This is a genomic window from Herbaspirillum sp. LeCh32-8 (assembly GCF_017814915.1).
In the GTDB taxonomy this organism is placed as follows: domain Bacteria; phylum Pseudomonadota; class Gammaproteobacteria; order Burkholderiales; family Burkholderiaceae_D; genus Herbaspirillum.
Genome location: NZ_JAGIPZ010000011.1, coordinates 139,777 through 156,267, shown reverse-complemented (window position 1 = coordinate 156,267; position 16,491 = coordinate 139,777). Strand labels below are relative to the sequence as shown.

The window sequence follows — 16,491 nt, the reverse complement described above, 5'->3', positions numbered from 1 at the left end:
GGTGTTTGCAGACAGTTCCAGTTTCCCCCTATCAGGAGCGTTGAATGCTGAACCAGGAAAAGATGCCGGGCGCAGGCTCGGTGGCCGATACCATCGATTTCATGAAGCAGATCTGGGGCAGCATGGGCGCGCCGTCCATGGTCACGCCTTCGCTGTCGGTGGAGGACATCAACAAGAAGATCTCCGATCTGAAGACGGTGGCTTCCTGGCTCGAACTGAATCTCAACATGCTCAAGGCCACCATCCAGACCATGGAAGTGCAGAGCGCAACCTTGTCGACGCTGCAGGCGATGAGCGCGATCATGGCGTCGCAGGGCACGCCGGCATCCGAAGCAGAGGAGGGCGCCGCCGCAGGGTCGCCGTTCCCGTTCGGCTTCCCGATGTGGCCGGGTGCGTCGCCGCAGCAGGATGCGCCGGCCGCCGATGCCGAGCCGCAAGCCGCGGCGCCGACGGAGGAGCCCGAGCCGGAACCGGAAGCCGCCGATGCCGCGCCCGAGGCGCCTGAAGCGCCTGAAGCGCCGGCCGGCGCACTGCCGGACTTCCAGTCGGCCATGGCCAATCCCAACGCCTGGTGGAACGTGCTGCAGGAGCAGTTCAAGCATGCCGTGGGTAACGCCATGAGCAGCGTCCAGGCGGAACAGGAGCCGTTGCTGAAGCCGGTCAGGCCGGCGGCCGCGGCGGGGACGTCAAAAGCGTCGAAAGCGGCAAAATCGGCCAAACGTAGCAAAAATAAGACAGTGACGCCGCCCAAGCCCAAGGCGCGAGCGGCTGCGCCCAAGGCCAAGCCGGCCAGCGTTTCCCGGGCGGGCAAGGCGGTGTCCAAGCCGGGCAAGGCCGCCAGCGGCAAACCAGCCGCTGGGAAAGTGCCGAAAAGCGCGGCAAATACGAGCGCGTCGGCCCGGGCTGCTGTTGTACAATCCCGGCAAAACAAGAAGCCAGCCCCCCGCAAGCCAACCTCCCCTTGAATCCACGCCATGGCAGAGCCCAGGTCCACCAGCCCGGGTTCGTGGTGTTTGTCATATTCCTGAAACCTGAGGGTTTTAGTATGGATAAGGGAAAAATCTTGTTAAAATCAAACACTTAACGCAAATAGGCAAACACTGAGATGCTGTACCCTGAATTGTTCAAATCGCTCGAGCAGGTCCGCTGGAATATGGATAAGGATATTCCCTGGGACAAGTTCGACGCTTCGCTGCTCACCGACGAACAGGCCCAGACCATTCGCATGAATGCGATCACGGAATGGTCCGCGCTGCCGGCGACCGAAATGTTCCTGCGCGATAACCGCGGCGACAGCGATTTTTCGGCATTCATGTCGGTATGGTTCTTCGAAGAACAGAAGCACTCGCTGGTGCTGATGGAATACCTGCGCCGTTTCCGCCCCGAGCTGGTCCCGACCGAAGAAGAGCTGCACAACGTGCGCTTCGAGTTCGATCCCGCGCCGCCGCTGGAAACCCTGATGATGCACTTCTGCGGCGAGATCCGCCTGAACCACTGGTATCGTTGCGCCGCCGACTGGCACACCGAGCCCGTCATCAAGCAGATCTACAAGATCATCAGCCAGGACGAAGCCCGCCACGGCGGCGCCTACCTGCGCTACATGAAGAAGGCCCTGAACGAAGTGGGCGACAAGGCGCGCGCCGCCTTCGCCAAGATCGGCGTGCTCATGGCCTCGGCCCGCCGCACCGAAAAGCCGCTGCACCCGACCAACCTGCACGTGAACCAGGCGCTGTTCCCCAACGACACCGTCCAGAGCCGCCTGCCGGATCCGGAATGGCTGGAGCAATGGCTGGACACCCAGATCAAGTTCGACGGCGAATGGGAAAAGAAGGTCGTCGATCGCATCCTGCACAACATGTCGCTGCTGTTCGAGCGCACCTTCGGCAACGTGCAGGAGCTGAACCGCTACCGCAAGGAAATCGTGCAGCGCATGGTGCCCGGCGAAGTGGCGCCGGCCTGATGGCCTGAGGACGCACCCGGCCTCGCCGGGCCGCGCCCTGACGCAGTACAATCGAAAGCCGCACACAGGTGCGGCTTTTTTCATTGGCGGCCACGGCGCCGCAAGAACCGATTCCAGGACCCGCATGGCTGATTTCGAAGACAAGATGTGCACCCGCGAACAACTGAAGGAGCGCGTGGCCCGGTTGCCCAAGCCGGTGGTGTTGACCAACGGCGTGTTCGACATCCTGCACCGCGGCCACGTCACCTATCTGGCGCAGGCCCGCGCGCAAGGCGCCTCGCTGGTGGTGGCGGCCAATACCGACGCCTCGGTCAAGCGCCTGGGCAAGGGCGACGACCGCCCCATCAACACTTGCGAAGACCGCATGGCGGTGCTGGCGGCGCTGGAGTCGATCTCGCTGGTGGTGCCCTTCGATGAAGACACCGCGCTGGAAGTGGTGCAGGAAGCCCGGCCCGAGATCTACGTGAAGGGTGGCGACTACGACATGAACGCCATCCCCGAAGGCCGCGCCGTGGCGGCCTACGGCGGCCAGGTGCTGGCGATCGCCTTCGAGCACGATCGCTCCACCACCAAGTTGCTGGCCAAGGTGCGCAAGCTGGCCGGCTGAGCATCCGCTTTCCGCAAACGACAAGGCCGGCAGGAGCTTGACGCTCGCTGCCGGCCTTGTCGTTTTTTTTACGCGATCGCGCGCGCATGCACGGATCAGTGGTGCATGTGGCCCTTCATGTCATCCTTGCCGGCCGCGCCTGCCGCGGCATCTTCCACATTCACGGTGACGTCGACCTTACCGGCCTTCTCGAAGGTCAGGGTCAGCGGCACCTTGTCGCCCGCCTTGAGCGGCTTGGACAGGCCCATCAGCATCACGTGGTAGCCGTTGCCCGGCTGCATGGCGATCTTCTGGCCGGGTTTGACTTCCAGGCCGCCGTCCACTTCACGCATCTTCATCAGGTTGCCTTCCATGGCCATGGTGTGCAGCTCGGTCGACTTGGCCACCGGCGAGGACATGGCCACTAGGCGGTCCGGCGCGCTGCCCTTGTTTTCGACGCTGAAGTAGGCGCCGCCGGCCGGCTGGCCGGGCACCGTGGCGCGCGCATAGGGATGGCCGATTTCCAGCTGGCCCAGCTTGTATTCATGCGCCTGCGACAGCGGGGCTGCGGCGAGCAGGGCGGCGGCCGCGGCGATGCCGGTGGCGCGTTGGAGGAATTGCTTCATATTGTTTAGTCCTTTTGGTGTGTTCGGTGGGGGAGCGGGCCGGTCTTGCGGCAAGCGCGCTCAGGCCGTGACGGCCGTTTTTCGTTCCGGCGTGCGTCAGGCCACGGGCGGCGCCCGCGCCTGCGGGTTGCCCGGCGCCAGGCGGGCGCGGCCTTGCGCGCGCGCGTCCTGGGGCAGCGGGTAGCTGGCGCCGGCGGCCCACGCGATGGCAACGCCGGACGCCGGCAAGGCATGTTGCCACTGGCCGCCGCTGCAGAGCTGGCAGTGGCCGGCGGCCGGATGGGCGGGGCCGCCGCCGGATGTACTGTTGCCGACGCTGCAGATCGCCATCGCCGCCACATCGCTGGTGGCGCTGCCGCGTGCTGCCAGCTGCTGCCACCAAGGGGCTGCGAACATCGTTAGCGCCAGCGACAGGCAAAGCAGCATGCGTCCCATCTGCGGCACATGCCACGAAAGGTGACGCGTGTCTGGGCGTTGGGCGGGCTGGTGGGCAGGGCGGGAGGGCATGACGGGGGATTATAGCGCCCGGTCGCGGCTGCCGCCCTGCGCTGGCGCAATAGCGGATATGGCAACGGAATGCGAGTTTTTTCATCGGCGGGGCGGCGCATCGGCATCCCGGGGCGTGCGAATGGGCGCCGATGGGCGGCATCGACGGCCTGTCCGAGCGGTTTTCACGCCCTGCCGCCAGGCGAACGCGAGGCCGGCCGGGCGCGTTGCAAACGGGTGTGCGCGTTGGCGCTGTGCAAATTGATTGTTGAGGTGCGCTAGGCTAGACTTAGCGTCTTTCCGAGTATTCCATACAATTTTTCTAAATTTCCCAAGGGAGACTTCATGTCCTACAACTTCAAGCTGCGCGCCTTGGTCGGCGCCCTGTCCCTGGCTGCCGTGTGCGCAGCCCCCGCCATGGCGGCGGACAAGGCGGTTTCGGTCACGGCCATCGTCGAGCACCCGGCGCTGGACGCCATCCGCGACGGCGTCAAGGATGAGTTGAAGGATGAAGGCTTCGAAGCCGGCAAGAATCTGAAGTGGGATTACCAGAGCGCCCAGGGCAACACCGGCACCGCCGCCCAGATCGCCCGCAAGTTCGTGGGCGACAAGCCGGACGCGGTGGTGGCCATCGCTACCCCGTCGGCCCAGGCGCTGGTAGCCGCCACCAAGTCGATCCCGGTGGTCTACTCCGGCGTGACCGATCCGGTCGCGGCCCAGCTGGTCAAGGACTGGAAGGCTTCCGGCACCAACGTCACCGGCGTGTCCGACGTGCTGGAGCTGGACAAGCAGGTCGACCTGATCAAGCGCGTGGTGCCCAACGCCAAGCGCGTGGGCATGGTCTACAACCCGGGTGAAGCCAACTCGGCCGTGGTCGTGAAGGCCCTGAAGGAACTGCTGACCAAGTCCGGCATGACCCTGGTGGAAGCCGCCGCGCCGCGTTCGGTTGACGTCGGTACCGCCGCCAGGAGCCTGATCGGCAAGGTCGACGTGATCTACACCAACACCGACAACAACGTGGTCTCGGCCTACGAGGCGCTGGTCAAGGTCGGCAACGACGCCAAGATCCCGCTGGTGGCGTCCGACACCGACAGCGTCAAGCGCGGCGCCATCGCTGCACTGGGCGTGAACTACTACGACCTGGGCCGCCAGACCGGCAAGGTGGTGGCGCGTATTCTGAAGGGCGAAAAGCCGGGCGACATCGCCTCGGCCACCAGCAGCAAGCTGGAGCTGTTCGTCAACACCGCGGCTGCCCAGAAGCAGGGCGTGACCCTGTCGCCGGAACTGGTCAATTCCGCCAAGACCGTGATCAAGCAATAAGTTAAAGTAGCGCCTGACGTAGCATCCGACGATATCCCGCTTGTGATTGCCCATACGAGCGGGATCGTCTTATCTGGCGTCCGAGGTTTCCTGCAGCACTGTTTTCTATTGTCTATATGAACAAGGAGCGACGCAGTGCAGGCTGCCGAAGCGCCGACCGCCATGAATGAGGAGTGGACTGTGTTTGCAATTTCCAAATCGTTGCGCGCCATCGCCGGCGCGCTCGCGCTTTCTGCCGTATGCGCTTCTGCGCTGGCCGCCGAGAAAGTGGTCGCCGTGACCTCCTTCGTCGAGCACCCGGCGCTGGACGCCGTGCGTGACGGCACCAAGGACGAGCTGATCGCCGAAGGCTTCGAGCCGGGCAAGAACCTGAAGTGGGATTTCCAGAGCGCGCAGGGCAATGCCGGCACCGCAGGCCAGATCGCCAAGAAGTTCGTGGGCGACAATCCTGACGCCATCGTGGTGATCGGCACCCCGTCGGCGCAGCCGATGGTGGCCGCCACCAAGACCATTCCCATCGTCTATTCGGCCATCGCCGACCCGATGGCCGCACAGCTGGTCAAGGACTGGAAGCCGTCCGGCACCAACGTGACCGGCATGTCGCACATGCTGGATCCGGTCAAGCAGGTCGAGATCATCAAGCGCGTGGTGCCCAATGCGAAGCGGGTCGGAGTCGTTTACAATCCGGGCGAAGCCAATTCGGTCTCGGCGCTCAACAACATCAAGGGCGAGCTGCAAAAAGCCGGCATCACCCTGGTGGAAGCTGCCGCGCCGCGCTCGGTGGACGTCGCTCCGGCTGCCAAGAGCCTGATCGGCAAGATCGACGTGATGTACACCACCACCGACAACAACGTGGTGTCGGTATTCGAGTCGCTGGCCAAGGTTTGCAACGACGCCAAGATCCCGCTGATCGCCTCCGACACCGGCAGCGTCAAGCGCGGCGCCGTGGCGGCGCTGGGCGTGAATTTCTACGACCTGGGTCGCCAGACCGGCAAGATGGTGGTGCGCATCCTGAAGGGCGAGAAGGCCGGCGATATCGCCTCTTCGCCCAGCAAGAACCTCGAGCTCTACGTCAATACCTCGGCTGCGCAGAAGCAGGGCGTGACCTTGTCGCCCGACTTCCTGAAGTCGGCGACCAAGGTCCTGAACTGATCTGCCGTGCATCGCCGGCCGTCGCGCTATCCACGCGGCGACCGGCGCGAAGCAGAAGACATTCGGCATTAGCGTACCGCGCCAATGCCGAATGTGTTTTTTAAGAAAGTCCTTTTATGTCGCTGTATACCCTGCTGGGCGCACTGGAGATCGGCCTGATTTTCAGCCTCGTCGCGCTCGGAGTGCTGATTTCCTTCCGCATTCTCACCTTCCCCGACCTGACCGTCGACGGCAGCTTCCCCCTGGGCGGCGCGGTTGCCGCGACCATGATCGCGGCCGGCTATGATCCGTTCCTGTCCACCTTCGTCGCCATCCTGGCCGGCGCGCTGGCCGGTTTCATTACCGCCTGGCTGAACGTGCGCCTGAAGATCATGGATCTGCTGGCGTCCATCCTGATGATGATCGCGCTGTACTCGATCAACCTGCGCGTGATGGGCAAGCCCAACGTACCGCTGATCTCCGAGCCGACCATCTTCACCATCCTGCAGCCGGACTGGATCCCCGACTACGTCGGCCGTCCGTTGATCCTGCTGGTGGTGGTGATCGCCGCCAAGCTGCTGCTGGACTGGTTCTTCTCGTCCGAAATCGGTCTGGCCATGCGCGCCACCGGCGCCAACGCCCGCATGGCGCGCGCCCAGGGCATCGCCACCGGCGCGGCCACCCTGGCCGGCATGGCCCTGGCCAACGCCCTGGTGGCGCTGGCCGGCGCATTGTTCGCGCAGACCCAGGGCGGCGCCGACATCTCCATGGGTATCGGCACCATCGTCATCGGCCTGGCCGCCGTGATCATCGGCGAGAACATCCTGCCGGCGCGTCGCCTGGTGTGGACCACGCTGGCCGTGATCCTGGGCGCCATCCTGTACCGCTTCTTCATCGCGCTGGCCCTGAACAGCGACTTCATCGGCCTGCAGGCGCAGGACCTGAACCTGGTGACCGCGGTGCTGGTGATGCTGGCCTTGGTGCTGCCGATGGGCAAGCGCAAGTTGAAACTGTTGAAGAAGGGAGCCTGAGATGTTGAAAGCAAGCGATCTCAAGATCACCTTCAATCCCGGCACGCCGATCGAAAACCCGGCGCTGCGCGGCCTGTCGCTGGAAATCCCGACCGGCCAATTCGTGGCCGTGATCGGCTCCAACGGCGCCGGCAAGTCGACCTTCCTGAACGCCATCTCGGGCGACCTGCTGATGGACTCGGGCAAGATTGAAATCGACGGCACCGACGTCACCCGCAAGCAGGCGTGGGACCGCGCCGGCATGGTGGCGCGCGTGTTCCAGGATCCGATGGCGGGCACCTGCGAGGCGCTGACCATCGAGGAAAACATGGCGCTGGCGATGGCGCGCGGCCGCCGTCGCGGCTTCAATTTCGCCATCCGCGGCAAGATGCGCGAGCTGTTCCGCGAGAAGCTGTCCATCCTCAACCTGGGTCTGGAAAACCGCCTGGCCGACCGCATCGGCCTCTTGTCCGGCGGTCAGCGCCAGGCCGTCAGCCTGCTGATGGCCTCGCTGCAACCGTCGCGCATCCTGCTGCTCGATGAGCACACCGCCGCGCTCGACCCCAAGACCGCCGCCTTCGTGCTGGAGCTGACCGCCAAGATCGTGGCCGAAAGCAAGCTGACCACCATGATGGTCACGCACAGCATGCGTCAGGCGCTGGATTACGGCGACCGCACCGTGATGCTGCACCAGGGGCGCGTGGTGCTGGACGTCTCCGGCGAGGAACGCGCCGGACTGGATGTGCCGGACCTGCTGAAGATGTTCGAGCAGACGCGTGGCGAGAAGCTGTCGGACGACGCCTTGCTGCTGGGCTGAGTCTTACTGTTCTTATCCTCGCTTCAAATGAAAAACGGCTCCCGCGGGAGCCGTTTTTCATTGGTGTCATGGTGCTTGAACCTTAGCTTGGTCGCCCCTGCGAAAGCAGGGGGCCAGCGTCGTTCAAGCTGCGAGGTGAATTCCATACGCCGCTGGGTTCCTGCTTTCGCAGGAACGACAAACCAGATTCCGGCACCTGTACTTAACTGCCGCCGTCGTAACCGTTCTGCCGCCACGCCTCGTAGACCACCACCGCCACCGTGTTGGACAGGTTCAGGCTGCGGTTGTCCGGACGCATCGGCAGGCGGATGCGCTGGGTGGTGGGGAAAGACTCGCGCAGCGCCGGCGCCAGGCCGCGCGTCTCCGAGCCGAACACGAAGGTGTCGCCCGGTTGGAAGGCGAGGCCGGCGAAGGGCGTGGAGCCGTGCGTGGTCATGGCGAACATACGCGCCTCGTCGAACTGCGGGTCTTCGCGGCGGTGCGCCAGGAAAGCCTCCCAGTCGGGGTGCACCAGCATGGTCGCGTAGTCGTGATAGTCGAGGCCGGCGCGGCGCATCTTGGCGTCGTCCAGCGGGAAGCCGAGCGGCTCCACCAGATGCAGCTGCGCGCCGGTATTGGCGCACAGGCGGATGACGTTGCCGGTGTTGGGGGGGATTTCGGGCTCGACCAGTACGACGTGGAACAAAAAACTCTCCTGCTGAAAAATGAAGTGCCGGCTCAGGTCGGCAAGGTGCGCGCGAAGACCAGGTTGGTCACGCGCTTGGCGCCGTGGCGCTTGAGGATGATGGCCAGCTCGTTGAGCGTGGCGCCGGTGGTCATGACGTCATCGATGACGCCCACGTGACGCCCGCGCACCTGGTCCATGGCGTCGTAAGGAATGACAAAGGCCTGGCGCACGTTGCGCACGCGCGCCGGCATCGGCAGGGCCGATTGCGCCTGGGTTTCTTTCTTGCGTTCCAGCAGGTGCGGGTGCAGCGGGATGTCCAGCAGCTTGGACAGGGGCCGGGCGATTTCCAGCGCCTGGTTGAAGCCGCGTTCCTGCAGCCGCTCACGGCCCAGCGGAACCGGCGCCAGCATGGTCGGCAAGGCCAGTTTGACATCACTGCCGGGCACCGGGGTGCGCAGCGCGGCGTCGCGGATCAGGCCGGCCAGCAACGGCGCCAGGCGCAGGTCGCCGCCGAACTTCAGCGCCAGCGCGAGCTGGTCGGACGGGGCGTAATAGTCAGTGGCGACGATGGTGGCGTCGAAGGCCGGGCGATCCTTGAGGCAGGCTCCGCAGCGCAGCTCCTTGCCGGTGACCGGCATGGGCAGCGCGCACTGCACGCAGCGACGATGCTGGCGCGTGAAGAAGCGCTTGCGGCAAGGTTGGCACAAGGCCTCGCGGCCGGAATGGCCGCACAGCGCGCAGGAAGTCGGCAGCAATTGCGGCATGCGCGCCAGCATGCGGCGCACCCAGCCCTCCGGCTTCGGTCCGGTTGCGGCTGCGCGTTTGTAGCCGGCTTTGGCGGCCGGTTGTGCGCTGGCGGGTTTGTGCGGTTTGACGTCCATCGGAGGTGCGCCCGAGAAATATGGAATTCGACTAAACTACGCGCATTATCTCACCTGTTCGTGCCCCCGATGTCCGTCAGTTCGCCATCCGCCAGCGCCAAGCTCAGCGCGCCCATCGATCTTCCTCTGGTTCGCCGCACCTTCGGCCGGCCGCAGCGGGTGGCCGAATCCGACTTCCTGCGCCGCGAGGTGTCGGCGCGCATGCAGGAGCGCCTGGCGCTGGTGAAAATCGCGCCCAGCGAAGTGCTGGATGCCGGCTGCGGCGAAGGCGCCGATTTGCCGGTCTTGCAAAAACGCTATCCCGAGGCGCAGGTCATCGGCTTGGACGGCGCCTACGGCATGTTGGCGGTGGCCGCCGAGCACCAGCGCGGCGCGCAGTCGGCGGTGAACCGCCTGTTCGGCTCCATCAACAAATGGCTGGGTGCGAGCGGCAGCGTCGGCAACGGCCCGGAGCTGGCCTGTTCCGATTTCGCCCAGCTGCCGCTGGGGCCCAATTCCCTGGATTTGGTCTGGTCCAACCTGGCCCTGCACTGGCATCCCCAGCCCGACCGCGTGTTCGCCGAATGGCGTCGCGTGCTGCGGGTGGAGGGCTTGCTGATGTTCTCCTGCTTCGGCCCCGATACCCTGCGCGAAGTGCGCAGCGCCTTCGAGAGCATCGATATTGCGCCGCACACGCTGCCTTTCGTCGACATGCATGACTTCGGCGACATGCTGGTCAACGCCGGCTTCTCCACGCCGGTCATGGACATGGAAACCATCACCGTCACCTACGAGACGCCGCAGCGCCTGCTGGAGGACGTACGCGCCTGGGGCGGCAATCCGTTGGAGTCGCGCCGCCGCGGCCTGTTGTCGCGCGCGCAGCACGCGCGCCTGCTGGCCGCGCTGGAGGCGATGCGCAACCGCGACGGCAAGATCCCGCTGACCTTTGAAGTGGTGTACGGCCATGCGTTTCGCCCGGTGCCCAAGACCACGTCGTCGGGCGAGAGCATCATCCGTTTCGATTTGCCGAGGAAGTAAAGCGGCGCTGCACTGCGGCTGCCGCTCTTAGTGCAAATGGCATATATGGGTTAGATGCCCAAGCCCATCTGCGAAAAGCAATAGTTGCTGTATCGTTACGCCCTGCTGAACCACGCGCATGTCCGCAAATCCAGGCCCATGGCCGGGGAGCGGGCGCAGGCGCAAGGCAGGAAACAGGATGGATGCGACGGTGCGAGAGGGCCGGCGGCGCGCGCTTGATCAGCGGCGACGTTACCCCTTATACTCAAATGGTTAAGAATAAATAAAGAGCCGCAATGCGGACGGCGCCTGCGCCAGGCGCGTCGAGGGGGCATCCCGGCCCCGCGACGCCCGCGCAACAAGACAGCGCCGCACCCGGCGGTTCGACGTAGAGACACACACTCGACCGACAATCATGCTGGCGAGGTGCTATGGAGACGCGGGAATGGATATTGAAGCGCAATTGTTCGATTGCGCCGCGCCAGCTGGCGTGGGTATTTGCAATCCTCTGTATCGTATCGCTGACGGTCGCGTTGGCATTCACCGTCCATGGCGCATGGACTATCCTGATTTTTTCTGTCATTGAGCTTTCGGCGGTCGGCATCGCCTTCCTGGCGTACGCCCGCCACGCAACAGATCGTGAATATGTCGCCTTGCGGGGCGACCGCCTGATTGTCGAAGTGACGCAGGCGGGCAAGGCAAGCCGTATCGAGCTGGACGTGCGCCGCGCGCGCATCGATTTTCCCGGAGCCCGCCAGTCGCTGGTGCGGTTGGAGAGTTCCGGCGTGCGTGTGGAAGTAGGCCGTTTTATGAGCGAATGGAAACGACGCGGGTTCGCGCAGGAGCTGGGGCGCGAGCTGTCCGAGAGGACCGGCGTGTTGGCGAGATTCTAATTATAAATTTTGGGCTTTTGAGGAAATCCATGAAACATGCGAAGCGCCTTCAATCGTTGACCCTCGGTGCATCGCTGCTGGCGGCCGGAATCCCGGCGTGGGCGGTGGTGGACAGTCCAGGGGGACCCGCAGTAAGGCAGATGAACTTCCAGCCGCCCGTCACCAAGATCGCCGAACAAATCTACGACCTGCACATCCTGATGCTGATCATCTGTCTGGTGATCTTCGTGGCGGTGTTCGGCGTCATGTTCTATTCCATCCTCAAGCACCGCAAGTCGCTCGGCCACAAGGCAGCGACCTTCCATGAGAGCACGGGCGTGGAAATCGCCTGGACCATCGTGCCGTTCCTGATCGTGATCGGCATGGCCCTGCCGGCCACCAAGACCGTGGTGGCGATGAAGGACACCTCCAACGCCGACCTCACCATCAAGGTCACCGGCATGCAGTGGAAGTGGGGCTACGACTACCTGAAGGGCGAAGGGCAGGGCATCTCCTTCCTCTCCAACCTGGCCACCCCGCGCGAGCAGGTGACCAACCCGGCGCTGACCAAGAACGACAACTACCTGCTGGAAGTGGACAACCCGGTCGTGGTGCCGGTCAACAAGAAGGTGCGCATCGTCACCACCGCCAACGACGTGATCCACTCGTGGACCATTCCCGCCTTCGGCGTGAAGCAGGATGCGATTCCCGGCTTCGTGCGCGACACCTGGTTCCGCGCCGAGAAGATCGGCACCTATCGCGGCCAGTGCGTGGAGCTGTGCGGCAAGGACCATGCCTTCATGCCCATCGTGGTGAACGTGGTCAGCGAGGCCGACTACAAGAAGTGGGTCGACGAAAAGAAGAAGGAAATGGCGGCCAAGGCCGATGACCCGAACAAGACCTGGACCATCGATGAACTGAAGCAGCGCGGCGAGAAAGTCTACGTCGCCAACTGCGCGGTGTGCCACCAGGCCAACGGCAAGGGTGTGCCCGGCGCGTTCCCGGCGCTGGACGGCGATCCGGTGGTCAACGGCCCGAAGGCCGCGCAGATCCATACCGTGTTGAACGGCAAGAACGCGATGCCGGCCTGGAAGAGCGTGTTGAACGACACCGAAATCGCCGCCGTGATCACCTATACGCGCAACAGCTGGTCCAACAAGGCGCAAGAGAACATCGTACAGCCCGCCGAAGTGCTGGCCGGCCGCAAGTAATCGACTGGAGAACAGGACTATGACCACCACCGTTGATCACACCCCTGATCACCACGATCACGCGCATGGGCACGATGATGCGCACGACCACGATCATGCGCACGACCACCACGACCACCCGCACGGCTGGCGCCGCTGGCTGTTCGCCACCAACCACAAGGACATCGGCACGCTCTACCTGTGGTTCTCGTTCACCATGCTGCTCTCCGGCGGCGTGCTGGCGCTGTTGATCCGCGCCGAGCTGTTCCACCCGGGCCTGCAGTTCTTCCGCCCCGAGTTCTTCAACCAGTTGACTACCATGCACGGCCTGGTGATGGTGTTCGGCGCGATCATGCCGGCCTTCGTCGGCTTCGCCAACTGGATGATCCCGCTGCAGATCGGCGCGTCCGACATGGCGTTTGCGCGCATGAACAACTTCTCGTTCTGGCTGCTGCCGCCGGCGGCGCTCCTGCTGGCTGGCTCCTTCCTGGTGCCGGGCGGCGCCACCGCCGCGGGCTGGACGCTGTATGCGCCGCTGTCGACCCAGATGGGCCCCGGCATGGACATGGGCATCTTCGCCATGCACATCATGGGCGCCTCTTCCATCATGGGCTCGATCAACATCATCGTCACCATCCTCAACATGCGCGCGCCCGGCATGACGCTGATGAAGATGCCGATGTTCTGCTGGACCTGGCTGATCACCGCCTACCTGCTGATCGCCGTGATGCCGGTGCTGGCCGGCGCCATCACCATGACGCTGACCGATCGTCACTTCGGCACCTCCTTCTTCAACGCCGCCGGCGGCGGCGACCCGGTGATGTACCAGCACATCTTCTGGTTCTTCGGCCACCCCGAGGTCTACATCATGATTCTGCCGGCCTTCGGCATCGTCTCGCAGATCATTCCGGCCTTTGCCCGCAAGCCGCTGTTCGGCTATGCCTCGATGGTGTACGCCACCGCCTCGATCGCGATCCTCTCGTTCATCGTCTGGGCGCACCACATGTTCACCACCGGCATGCCGGTGACGGCGCAGCTGTTCTTCATGTACGCCACCATGCTGATCGCGGTGCCCACCGGCGTGAAGATCTTCAACTGGATCGCTACCATGTGGCGCGGCTCGATGACCTTTGAAACCCCGATGCTGTTCTCGGTGGGCTTCATCTTCGTGTTCACCATGGGCGGCTTCACCGGCCTGATTCTGGCGGTGACTCCGATCGACATCCAGATGCAGGACACCTACTACGTGGTGGCCCACTTCCACTACGTGCTGGTGGCCGGTTCGCTGTTTGCGCTGTTCGCCGGCTACTACTACTGGGGCCCGAAGTGGACCGGTTACATGTACAACGAATGGCGCGGCAAGTTCCACTTCTGGGCCTCGCTGATCACCTTCAACGTGACCTTCTTCCCGATGCACTTCCTGGGCCTGGCCGGCATGCCGCGCCGCTATGCGGACTACCCGGCGCAGTTCACCGACTTCAACATGATCGCCTCCATCGGCGCCTTCGGTTTCGGCCTGTCGCAGGTGTACTTCCTGTTCTGCGTGGTGATCCCGTCGATCAAGGGCGGCAAGCAGGCCGAAGCCAAGCCCTGGGAAGGCGCGGAAGGCCTGGAATGGACCGTGCCCAGCCCGGCGCCTTTCCACACCTTCGAAGAACCGCCGGTGGTGAAGTAATCAAGTGATCGAACGGATCTGCCATGCCTGAACGCAAGAAACCGAACAACGTAAGAACCGGCCTGCTGCTGGGACTGGTGGCGCTGGCCTTCTTCGTCGGCATCTTCATCAACCGCATCTGGTTCGCCCAATGAGCGCCGACGACAGCGAAGTAGGAGAAGGCCGCGGCCTGAACCGCGTGATGCTGCGCAAACTGGTGGTGGTGGCGGTGCTGATGTTCGGCTTCGGCTATGCGCTGATTCCGGTGTACCGCAAGATCTGCGAGGTCACGGGCGTCAACTTCCTCACGCCCAAGGACGCGACGGTAGAGGCGCCGGCCAACACCCAGGTCGACAAGACGCGCACGGTCACCATCGAGTTCGACGGCAACGCGCAGGGGCCGTGGCGTTTCCGCCCGACGGTATCGAGCATGAAGGTGCATCCGGGCGAGATGACCCAAGTGACGTATGAGGTCGTGAATACGCAGGCGCGCAACGTCGACGCTCAGGCCATCCCCAGTTATGCGCCGCAGCAGTCGGCGGCCTTCTTCAAGAAGGTCGAGTGCTTCTGCTTCACTCAGCAGACGCTGGGGCCGAACCAGGCCAAGCAGATGCCGGTGGTGTTTTACATTGATCCGAATCTGCCGAAGGATGTGACGACCATCACGCTGTCGTACACCTTCTTCGAGATCGGCGGCAAGGACAAGAAAGAAGGCTGAACAGGCTGAGCGCCGGCTGGCGGGGGAGGATGGCTTTGACGGAAGACCTGAAGCAGGCGTCGCAGCGCAAGGCCTCGTTCGGGGCGACGATGAAGGCGGTGTTCTGGTCCTTCTTCGGCGTGCGCAAGCGGCGCGACTATGAGTCGGACGCTGCCAGGCTGAACCCGGTGCACGTGATCATCGCCGGCGTGCTGGGCGCGGCGATTTTCGTGGCGGTGCTGGTGACCATCGTGCGGCTGGTGGTGGCGAACGCGGCGGGCGGGTAGCGCGAGTGGGGCATCAAGCAATCTGACGGTAGCGACTGACGACGACCAACGGCGATCGGCAGCAACGAACAGGCAAGAACAAGCAGGCAACAGCAAGCAGCTGACAACAAACAACGGCCAACACTGAATTTCGTATCGGGAGATGGAAATGAGTTCTCAACACGCCAAGGCGCCGCACTACTTCGTACCGGGACCGTCGCGCTGGCCGATGATGGCGGGCATCTCGATGCTCATCACCATGATCGGCGCATCGGCCTGGGTCAACGGCGCGTCGTGGGCGCCCTATGTCAACATCTTCGGCATCCTGATGGTGCTGGTGGTGCTGTACTACTGGTTTGGCGACGCCATCAAGGAGTCCGAGTCCGGCCTCTACGGCGAGAACATCGACCTTTCCTACCGCTGGAGCATGAGCTGGTTCATCTTCTCGGAGGTGATGTTCTTCGCCGCCTTCTTCGGCGCATTGTTCTACGCCCGCAGCATCACCATGCCGTGGCTGGCCGACCTTGACCACAAGGTCATCTGGCCAGACTTCTCGGCGCACTGGGGCGGCGTCGGCCCGGCCGGCACGGTGGAGAGCTTCACCACAATGGGGCCGTTCCCGATCCCGACCATCAACACGCTGTTGCTGCTGACCTCGGGCGTGACGCTGACCATCTCGCACCATGCCATACGCGCCGGCCATCGCACGCAGACTGCGGTGTGGCTGTTCCTGACCATCCTGCTGGGCGCGATCTTCATGGGCTTCCAGGCGTATGAATACATCCACGCCTATACCGAGCTGAACCTGAAGCTGACCTCCGGCATCTACGGCTCCACCTTCTTCATGCTGACCGGTTTCCACGGCTTCCACGTGACCATGGGCGCGATCATGTTGTCGGTGGTGCTGTATCGCGTGCTGCGCGGCCACTTCACCCCGACCCATCACTTCGCCTTCGAGGGCGCGGCCTGGTACTGGCACTTCGTGGACGTGGTGTGGCTGGGCCTGTATGTGGTGGTGTACTGGCTGTAACGCCGGGCTGCCCATCAGCGAAAAAGCCGCACCCGGGTGCGGCTTTTTTATGCGCAGGATCGCCGGCTTGAAGCTCAGCGGATTCCGGTCGGCTGTATCCAGCCCAGCTTGTAGCTCAGCAGGATCAGCAGGAACAGCGCCACCGAGAAGCCTACGCGCAAGGTCAGCGCCTGCACGGTGCGGTTGCTCTTGCCCTTGTCGCGCATCAGGAAGATCAGCGCGGAGGCGAGGCTGGCGAGGATGAGAATGAACGCGATCGCGACGACGATTTTCATACGGGTAGAATCCCTGTGTCTCCTGCC

The 16,491-nt window shown here is 63.9% G+C and carries 20 protein-coding genes; 15 read left to right on the top strand and 5 right to left on the bottom strand.

Annotation, left to right across the window (positions count from 1 at the left end; genetic code table 11):
- The first annotated feature begins 80 nt into the window (after nt 1–80).
- From J8I26_RS18425 to rfaE2, 3 genes are all read left to right on the top strand, one after another.
- Nucleotides 81–965 carry a PhaM family polyhydroxyalkanoate granule multifunctional regulatory protein gene (locus J8I26_RS18425; protein ID WP_348635340.1) on the top strand — a complete coding sequence of 295 codons (885 nt, stop codon included), beginning with the start codon at nt 81–83 and terminating at the stop codon, nt 963–965.
- A 140-nt stretch (nt 966–1,105) separates the two neighbouring features.
- Complete coding sequence (locus tag J8I26_RS18420) at nt 1,106–1,960, top strand: diiron oxygenase (protein ID WP_209608556.1); 855 nt, start codon at nt 1,106–1,108, stop codon at nt 1,958–1,960.
- A 124-nt stretch (nt 1,961–2,084) separates the two neighbouring features.
- On the top strand, nt 2,085–2,567 hold the full coding sequence (gene rfaE2, locus J8I26_RS18415; protein WP_209608555.1) for a D-glycero-beta-D-manno-heptose 1-phosphate adenylyltransferase: 483 nt from the start codon (nt 2,085–2,087) through the stop codon (nt 2,565–2,567).
- A gap of 95 nt (nt 2,568–2,662) precedes the next feature.
- Here the strand turns inward: rfaE2 and J8I26_RS18410 are convergent, their stop codons facing one another.
- A complete protein-coding gene (locus J8I26_RS18410) occupies nt 2,663–3,172 on the bottom strand; it encodes a copper chaperone PCu(A)C (RefSeq protein WP_209608554.1) in 510 nt (169 codons plus the stop codon).
- A gap of 96 nt (nt 3,173–3,268) precedes the next feature.
- A complete protein-coding gene (locus J8I26_RS18405; RefSeq protein ID WP_348635341.1) occupies nt 3,269–3,598 on the bottom strand; it encodes a DUF2946 family protein in 330 nt (109 codons plus the stop codon).
- Between the two features lie 405 nt (nt 3,599–4,003).
- On the opposite strand from J8I26_RS18405, the gene J8I26_RS18400 reads away from it, so the two are divergent.
- From J8I26_RS18400 to J8I26_RS18385, 4 genes are all read left to right on the top strand, one after another.
- Nucleotides 4,004–4,978 (top strand): ABC transporter substrate-binding protein, encoded by a 975-nt coding sequence (locus J8I26_RS18400; RefSeq protein ID WP_209608552.1) that lies wholly within the window; start codon nt 4,004–4,006, stop codon nt 4,976–4,978.
- A 162-nt stretch (nt 4,979–5,140) separates the two neighbouring features.
- The gene (locus tag J8I26_RS18395; protein WP_209608577.1) at nt 5,141–6,130 is read left to right on the top strand and encodes an ABC transporter substrate-binding protein; all 990 of its coding nucleotides are present in this window, start codon (nt 5,141–5,143) and stop codon (nt 6,128–6,130) included.
- Nucleotides 6,131–6,246: 116 nt separating this feature from the next.
- The gene (locus J8I26_RS18390; protein ID WP_209608551.1) at nt 6,247–7,140 is read left to right on the top strand and encodes an ABC transporter permease; all 894 of its coding nucleotides are present in this window, start codon (nt 6,247–6,249) and stop codon (nt 7,138–7,140) included.
- 1 nt (nt 7,141) lies between these two features.
- Complete coding sequence (locus J8I26_RS18385; protein ID WP_209608550.1) at nt 7,142–7,936, top strand: ABC transporter ATP-binding protein; 795 nt, start codon at nt 7,142–7,144, stop codon at nt 7,934–7,936.
- A gap of 202 nt (nt 7,937–8,138) precedes the next feature.
- On the opposite strand, the gene trmL is transcribed toward J8I26_RS18385, so the two are convergent.
- Together trmL and J8I26_RS18375 are read right to left on the bottom strand one after the other, a co-directional pair.
- The gene (trmL, locus tag J8I26_RS18380; RefSeq protein ID WP_209608549.1) at nt 8,139–8,621 is read right to left on the bottom strand and encodes a tRNA (uridine(34)/cytosine(34)/5-carboxymethylaminomethyluridine(34)-2'-O)-methyltransferase TrmL; all 483 of its coding nucleotides are present in this window, start codon (nt 8,619–8,621) and stop codon (nt 8,139–8,141) included.
- Between the two features lie 32 nt (nt 8,622–8,653).
- On the bottom strand, nt 8,654–9,484 hold the full coding sequence (locus tag J8I26_RS18375) for a ComF family protein (RefSeq protein ID WP_209608548.1): 831 nt from the start codon (nt 9,482–9,484) through the stop codon (nt 8,654–8,656).
- Nucleotides 9,485–9,553: 69 nt separating this feature from the next.
- On the opposite strand from J8I26_RS18375, the gene J8I26_RS18370 reads away from it, so the two are divergent.
- The 8 genes from J8I26_RS18370 to J8I26_RS18335 all read left to right on the top strand — a co-directional run bounded on the left by J8I26_RS18370 (nt 9,554) and on the right by J8I26_RS18335 (nt 16,189).
- Entirely contained in the window at nt 9,554–10,501 is a 948-nt protein-coding gene (locus J8I26_RS18370; RefSeq protein WP_209608547.1) for a methyltransferase domain-containing protein, read from the top strand.
- A gap of 410 nt (nt 10,502–10,911) precedes the next feature.
- Nucleotides 10,912–11,373 (top strand): DUF2244 domain-containing protein, encoded by a 462-nt coding sequence (locus tag J8I26_RS18365; RefSeq protein ID WP_209608546.1) that lies wholly within the window; start codon nt 10,912–10,914, stop codon nt 11,371–11,373.
- 29 nt (nt 11,374–11,402) lie between these two features.
- Nucleotides 11,403–12,563 carry a cytochrome c oxidase subunit II gene (coxB, locus tag J8I26_RS18360; RefSeq protein WP_209608545.1) on the top strand — a complete coding sequence of 387 codons (1,161 nt, stop codon included), beginning with the start codon at nt 11,403–11,405 and terminating at the stop codon, nt 12,561–12,563.
- Nucleotides 12,564–12,582: 19 nt separating this feature from the next.
- Nucleotides 12,583–14,217: a cytochrome c oxidase subunit I gene (gene ctaD / locus J8I26_RS18355; protein ID WP_209608544.1), complete on the top strand. Its 1,635-nt coding sequence runs from the start codon at nt 12,583–12,585 to the stop codon at nt 14,215–14,217.
- A gap of 23 nt (nt 14,218–14,240) precedes the next feature.
- Nucleotides 14,241–14,351 (top strand): cytochrome oxidase small assembly protein, encoded by a 111-nt coding sequence (locus tag J8I26_RS18350; RefSeq protein ID WP_209608543.1) that lies wholly within the window; start codon nt 14,241–14,243, stop codon nt 14,349–14,351.
- Complete coding sequence (locus J8I26_RS18345) at nt 14,348–14,914, top strand: cytochrome c oxidase assembly protein (protein WP_209608542.1); 567 nt, start codon at nt 14,348–14,350, stop codon at nt 14,912–14,914. The genes J8I26_RS18350 and J8I26_RS18345 overlap by 4 nt, the downstream gene beginning before the upstream one ends.
- A 29-nt stretch (nt 14,915–14,943) precedes the next feature.
- Nucleotides 14,944–15,180: a DUF2970 domain-containing protein gene (locus tag J8I26_RS18340; protein ID WP_209608541.1), complete on the top strand. Its 237-nt coding sequence runs from the start codon at nt 14,944–14,946 to the stop codon at nt 15,178–15,180.
- Between the two features lie 148 nt (nt 15,181–15,328).
- A complete protein-coding gene (locus J8I26_RS18335) occupies nt 15,329–16,189 on the top strand; it encodes a cytochrome c oxidase subunit 3 (RefSeq protein WP_209608540.1) in 861 nt (286 codons plus the stop codon).
- 74 nt (nt 16,190–16,263) lie between these two features.
- On the opposite strand, the gene J8I26_RS18330 is transcribed toward J8I26_RS18335, so the two are convergent.
- Complete coding sequence (locus tag J8I26_RS18330) at nt 16,264–16,464, bottom strand: twin transmembrane helix small protein (protein ID WP_209608539.1); 201 nt, start codon at nt 16,462–16,464, stop codon at nt 16,264–16,266.
- Nucleotides 16,465–16,491: the final 27 nt, after the last annotated feature.

Bases quoted from the DNA above. Each gene is read 5' to 3' on its own strand.
- J8I26_RS18420 (WP_209608556.1), top strand. From the start codon at position 1,106: ATGCTGTACCCTGAATTGTTCAAATCGCTCGAGCAGGTCCGCTGGAAT.
- rfaE2 (WP_209608555.1), top strand. From the start codon at position 2,085: ATGGCTGATTTCGAAGACAAGATGTGCACCCGCGAACAACTGAAGGAG.
- J8I26_RS18410 (WP_209608554.1), bottom strand. From the start codon at position 3,172: ATGAAGCAATTCCTCCAACGCGCCACCGGCATCGCCGCGGCCGCCGCC.
- J8I26_RS18405 (WP_348635341.1), bottom strand. From the start codon at position 3,598: ATGCTGCTTTGCCTGTCGCTGGCGCTAACGATGTTCGCAGCCCCTTGG.
- J8I26_RS18400 (WP_209608552.1), top strand. From the start codon at position 4,004: ATGTCCTACAACTTCAAGCTGCGCGCCTTGGTCGGCGCCCTGTCCCTG.
- J8I26_RS18395 (WP_209608577.1), top strand. From the start codon at position 5,141: ATGAATGAGGAGTGGACTGTGTTTGCAATTTCCAAATCGTTGCGCGCC.
- J8I26_RS18390 (WP_209608551.1), top strand. From the start codon at position 6,247: ATGTCGCTGTATACCCTGCTGGGCGCACTGGAGATCGGCCTGATTTTC.
- J8I26_RS18385 (WP_209608550.1), top strand. From the start codon at position 7,142: ATGTTGAAAGCAAGCGATCTCAAGATCACCTTCAATCCCGGCACGCCG.
- J8I26_RS18375 (WP_209608548.1), bottom strand. From the start codon at position 9,484: ATGGACGTCAAACCGCACAAACCCGCCAGCGCACAACCGGCCGCCAAA.
- J8I26_RS18370 (WP_209608547.1), top strand. From the start codon at position 9,554: ATGTCCGTCAGTTCGCCATCCGCCAGCGCCAAGCTCAGCGCGCCCATC.
- J8I26_RS18365 (WP_209608546.1), top strand. From the start codon at position 10,912: ATGGAGACGCGGGAATGGATATTGAAGCGCAATTGTTCGATTGCGCCG.
- coxB (WP_209608545.1), top strand. From the start codon at position 11,403: ATGAAACATGCGAAGCGCCTTCAATCGTTGACCCTCGGTGCATCGCTG.
- ctaD (WP_209608544.1), top strand. From the start codon at position 12,583: ATGACCACCACCGTTGATCACACCCCTGATCACCACGATCACGCGCAT.
- J8I26_RS18350 (WP_209608543.1), top strand. From the start codon at position 14,241: ATGCCTGAACGCAAGAAACCGAACAACGTAAGAACCGGCCTGCTGCTG.
- J8I26_RS18345 (WP_209608542.1), top strand. From the start codon at position 14,348: ATGAGCGCCGACGACAGCGAAGTAGGAGAAGGCCGCGGCCTGAACCGC.
- J8I26_RS18340 (WP_209608541.1), top strand. From the start codon at position 14,944: ATGGCTTTGACGGAAGACCTGAAGCAGGCGTCGCAGCGCAAGGCCTCG.
- J8I26_RS18335 (WP_209608540.1), top strand. From the start codon at position 15,329: ATGAGTTCTCAACACGCCAAGGCGCCGCACTACTTCGTACCGGGACCG.
- J8I26_RS18330 (WP_209608539.1), bottom strand. From the start codon at position 16,464: ATGAAAATCGTCGTCGCGATCGCGTTCATTCTCATCCTCGCCAGCCTC.